This window comes from Actinomyces sp. MRS3W (genome assembly GCF_032465695.1).
Lineage (GTDB): Bacteria > Actinomycetota > Actinomycetes > Actinomycetales > Actinomycetaceae > Actinomyces.
Genome location: NZ_JAWDJJ010000330.1, coordinates 1 through 3,807 on the forward strand (window position 1 = coordinate 1; position 3,807 = coordinate 3,807).

Below are 3,807 nucleotides of genomic sequence, written 5' to 3' on the forward strand. Positions count from 1 at the left end.
CGGTCATGCTCACGGCGACACCGCGGGTGAGCACGGTCGCTGAGGTCCTGGACGCCGTCGACCTGGCGGACAAGGCCGATAGCCGCCTGGGGCGCCTGTCCGGCGGGCAGCGCCGCACCCTCGACTTCGCCGCCGCCCTGCTGGGCCGCCCGGAACTGCTCGTGCTCGATGAGCCGACGACGGGACTCGACCCCGCCTCCAAGAGCCGCATCCACGACCTCATCATGCAACGGGTTGATGAAGAGGCCACCGTGCTCATGACCACCCACGATCTGGCCGAGGCCGAGCGCCTCGCCTCACGGGTCATCATCATGTCCGCCGGCAGGATCATCGCCGACGGCACGGTCACCCAGCTGCGCGAGAGCCTCGGCCGCGAGGCGGAGGTGACCTGGGTGCAGAACGGGACCCGTCACGTGCACGCCACCGCCGCCCCCGAGGCATTCCTCCAGCAACTGGATATAAGCGCCATTTCCGAGCTATCCGTCACCCGCCCCACCCTGGAAGACGCCTACCTCGCCCTCGTCAAGCAGGCCGAGGAGCACAAGGAGCAGCACTCATGACCACCACCCGTCCGCTTCCCCTGGCCGTACTGCGCGCGGCACTGCGCCAGGCGTACTCCGATCTGCGCCCCCGCTTCCTCGGTGCCAGCGTGCTCACCTTCTGCCTCCCCGCTGCCGTTGTCCTGTTCGTCGGTCGTCTTGCGGACAAACCGGGAGAGGGACTCGGCTCCACTACCGCCTTCGGTACGATGTTCGCGGCCGGTTCCATCGGCGCCTATGTCTCCATGTGCGTGGTCCAGATATCCAGTGAGACCTACACCGACCGCATTGGCGGGGCACGGCTGCGGGTGCGCATTCTGCCGCATGGACCCATGACCTGGGCCATTGGCAAGACCATCTCCGTCGTGATTCAAGCGGTGGTAGGTGCAGTCATTGTGCTTGTGGGATTCATGCTCGTCGTCGATTCGATTTCCGTCAGTCCACGCGATGTGGTCGTGTGCCTGGTCCTCATGCTCTTGGCGGCCCTGGCCAGCACTCCACTCGGATTCCTCATCGGCGCCCTCATCCGCGGCGCTTACAGCTTCACACTTGCCTACCTTGGGATTATGGCCCTGTGGGCCACCAGCGGTTTCATGTATCCGCTTGCGGCCATGCCCCGCTGGCTGCAGATACTCCAACTGCCCTTCCCCGCCTACTGGTCCGGGCACCTGGCCCGGTGGGCGCTTGTCGGCGACCCGGCCTGGGAAGTCGGCGGTGCCTTCCACCCGGGCCTGGCAGTGCTCGTGCTGGTGGCGTGGATAGTCGTCGGCTTCGCACTCGTGGCCCCCATCATCCGCCGCAGCTTCCGTCAGGAAACCATCGGCGGCCTGGCGCACATGCGGGCGACCCTCAGCTCGCAGAGTGGCATGTGATATGGCCGGGGAAGTCGTTCACAACCGCATCGCCGTGCTGCGCGCCGACCGCAAGGTCAGCCGCCGGCAGCTGGCGGAGGCGCTCGGCGTCCACTACCAGACGGTCGGCTACCTGGAGCGCGGCGAATACGCCCCCTCCCTGTACCTGGCGCTACGCATCGCCGCCTACTTCGAGGTGCCCGTGGAGTCGGTGTTCTCCCTGGAGGAGTTCCCGCCCCTCGCCTAAGCCCAAGCACGCCGGGCGCCCGCCCCTCACCGAAACCGGCACTAATCACATGCCGAAACCGGCACTAATGCCGTACCGAAACCGGTCGATATGGCGTTCAGCTGTCAGGCTAACCTCGCCTATGCCCCATGGAACTTCGGCTTTCATTGAGGCCGTGACAACGCGCGAGGAGAACCGGGAGCGGATTCGCGTCCTGCAGCAATACATCAAGCCGCACCGGAAGGTGCTGATTCTCGGGGTTGTGCTCGGGCTGGCGGGGACCGCCACCTCACTAGCCACTCCCCTGGCGATCAAGTGGATCCCGGACTCCCTGGGCGAGCTCGGCGGTTCGCTCGATTCCGGCATGCGCGCGCTGGCACCGTCAAGACGCCAGTGATCCCGGGAACCATGAGGGACAACGTTCACTATCGGCATCCGGGTGCCGACGACGCAGAGGTGTGGCAGGCGCTCGACGCCGTCGGCCTGGCGGACACGGCGCGTCGATTACCCGAGGGGCTTGACGCGCAGGTCGGCGCCACCAGCCTGTCCGGCGGGGAGAGGCAGCGCCTCGCCATCGCGCGCGCCCTGCTGCGCTTCCCTGATCTGGTGCTGTTCGATGAGGCGACCGCTCAACTGGACGGCATCAGTGAAGCCGCTATTCAAAAGGCGATCCTCCAACTGGCGCGGGCGGGGACCGTGGTCACCATCGCCCACTGCCTGTCCACCGTCATTGACGCCGACCGCATCATCATCCCGGAGAACGGGAGCGTCCGCGATGAAGGAACCCACGAGGAGCTGTTGGAACGCGACAGTCTCTACTAGGAGTTCATCGCCGCCCTACGGATCGCGCACCCCGGTAGACGGTAGCAAGCCCTGTCCACAATGACGACCAACATGGTAGCATTGCAAGTATGAAAGTGAGTGTGAGCCTCAGTGAGACTGACTTAGAGCTTCTCGACCAGTACGTCGAACAGGAGGGTCTGCCCTCAAGGTCAGCCGGAGTTCAGACGGCTATTCGCCACCTTCATCGGGAGAACTTGCGTGAGGCATACATGGAGGCCTGGCGGGATTGGGCGAAATCCACCGACTCCGCCGAATGGGACAACGTCGTAGCCGACGGCCTGGATGGGGACGGCGATGCTGCGCGGTGAGATACGCATGGTGAGCCTCGACCCCGTCGTCGGCAGCGAAGCGAATAAGCGCCGACCCGCCGTCGTGGTCAGCAATGACGATGCCAACATGGCGGCCGCCATGCTCGGCCAGGGAGTGGTGACGGTTGTACCGGTCACAAGCGCGACCGAGCGCATTCTCCCTTTTCAGGTGTTCCTTCCCGCACAGACGACCGGACTCTCGGTGGATTCCAAGGCGCAAGCCGAACAGGTGCGCTCCGTCGCGGTTCAACGGCTCGGTCGAGTTCTCGGGCATGTACCAACTGAGCTCATGGCCCAGGTTGATGCCGCGTTAAGAATTCACTTGGCTCTGTGATCCGCCGGCAGAACCGAAGAGGTCACGGTAGGCCTGCTCGGCGCCGCCGTCGCGCACGTCCACGGTGGCGGCGACCAGCCCGTCCTTGAGCAGCACCACGCGCTCGCAGACCTCGTCGAGCACGCTGAGAATGTGACTGGACATGAGGGCGGCGCCACCACCGGTCAGGTAGCGGTCCAGTTCCTGGCGGAACCGGAGGACACCGTCCACGTCGAGCCCGTTGAGGGGTTCATCGAGCACTACCACCGGCGGATCGCCGAGGAAGGCGCAGGCAATGCCCAGGCGCCGCGTCATCCCCTGCGACAGGTGTCGCACCTCGGTGTCACGAAAGTCGGTGCAGCCGAAACGTTCCAGGTGAGCTTCCAGCGCGGCGTCATCAAGGTCGATACGACGCATGGCGGCCTCGAAGCGGCATGCCTGCCGAGCAGTCAGCTCCGGGAACAAGCGGCTCGACTCGGGCAGGAAGCCGCAGCTCTCGGCGGGCAAGCGCCGTCCCATCGCCCGTCCGCCCAGGCGCACAGTGCCGGCCTGGAAGTCGCCGACCCCGCATAGGGCGTCGAAGAGGGTGGTCTTGCCCGCCCCGTTCGGGCCGACGACGCCGAGGACCTCGCCGCCGCGCACCGTCAGGCTGAGGGGGCCGGTCAACTGGACGGCATCAGTGAAGCCGCTATTCAAAAGGCGATCCTCCAACTGGCGCGGGCGGGGA

Annotated in this window: 7 protein-coding genes; 6 read left to right on the forward strand and 1 reads right to left on the reverse strand. The window is 65.9% G+C overall.

Annotated elements, in window-relative coordinates:
• The 6 genes from RWX45_RS12365 to RWX45_RS12390 all read left to right on the forward strand — a co-directional run.
• Positions 1 to 560: ABC transporter ATP-binding protein (locus tag RWX45_RS12365; RefSeq protein WP_316024019.1), on the forward strand; the 560-nt coding region annotated here is incomplete at its 5' end.
• Entirely contained in the window at positions 557 to 1,411 is an 855-nt protein-coding gene (locus RWX45_RS12370; protein WP_316024020.1) for an ABC transporter permease, read from the forward strand. The genes RWX45_RS12365 and RWX45_RS12370, both read left to right, overlap by 4 nt.
• 1 nt (position 1,412) lies before the next feature.
• Positions 1,413 to 1,637, forward strand: a complete 225-nt coding sequence (locus tag RWX45_RS12375) for a helix-turn-helix transcriptional regulator (protein ID WP_316024021.1) — start codon at positions 1,413 to 1,415, stop codon at positions 1,635 to 1,637.
• Between the two features lie 121 nt (positions 1,638 to 1,758).
• On the forward strand, positions 1,759 to 2,013 hold the full coding sequence (locus RWX45_RS12380) for a hypothetical protein (protein ID WP_316024022.1): 255 nt from the start codon (positions 1,759 to 1,761) through the stop codon (positions 2,011 to 2,013).
• Positions 2,014 to 2,024: 11 nt separating this feature from the next.
• Positions 2,025 to 2,438, forward strand: coding sequence for an ATP-binding cassette domain-containing protein (locus RWX45_RS12385; protein WP_316024023.1), 414 nt, complete (start codon positions 2,025 to 2,027; stop codon positions 2,436 to 2,438).
• A 336-nt stretch (positions 2,439 to 2,774) separates the two neighbouring features.
• Complete coding sequence (locus RWX45_RS12390; protein ID WP_316024024.1) at positions 2,775 to 3,101, forward strand: type II toxin-antitoxin system PemK/MazF family toxin; 327 nt, start codon at positions 2,775 to 2,777, stop codon at positions 3,099 to 3,101.
• On the opposite strand, the gene RWX45_RS12395 is transcribed toward RWX45_RS12390, so the two are convergent.
• Positions 3,078 to 3,807 (reverse strand): ABC transporter ATP-binding protein (locus RWX45_RS12395; RefSeq protein ID WP_316024025.1); only part of this gene is annotated, 730 nt, incomplete at its 5' end. The genes RWX45_RS12390 and RWX45_RS12395 overlap by 24 nt on opposite strands.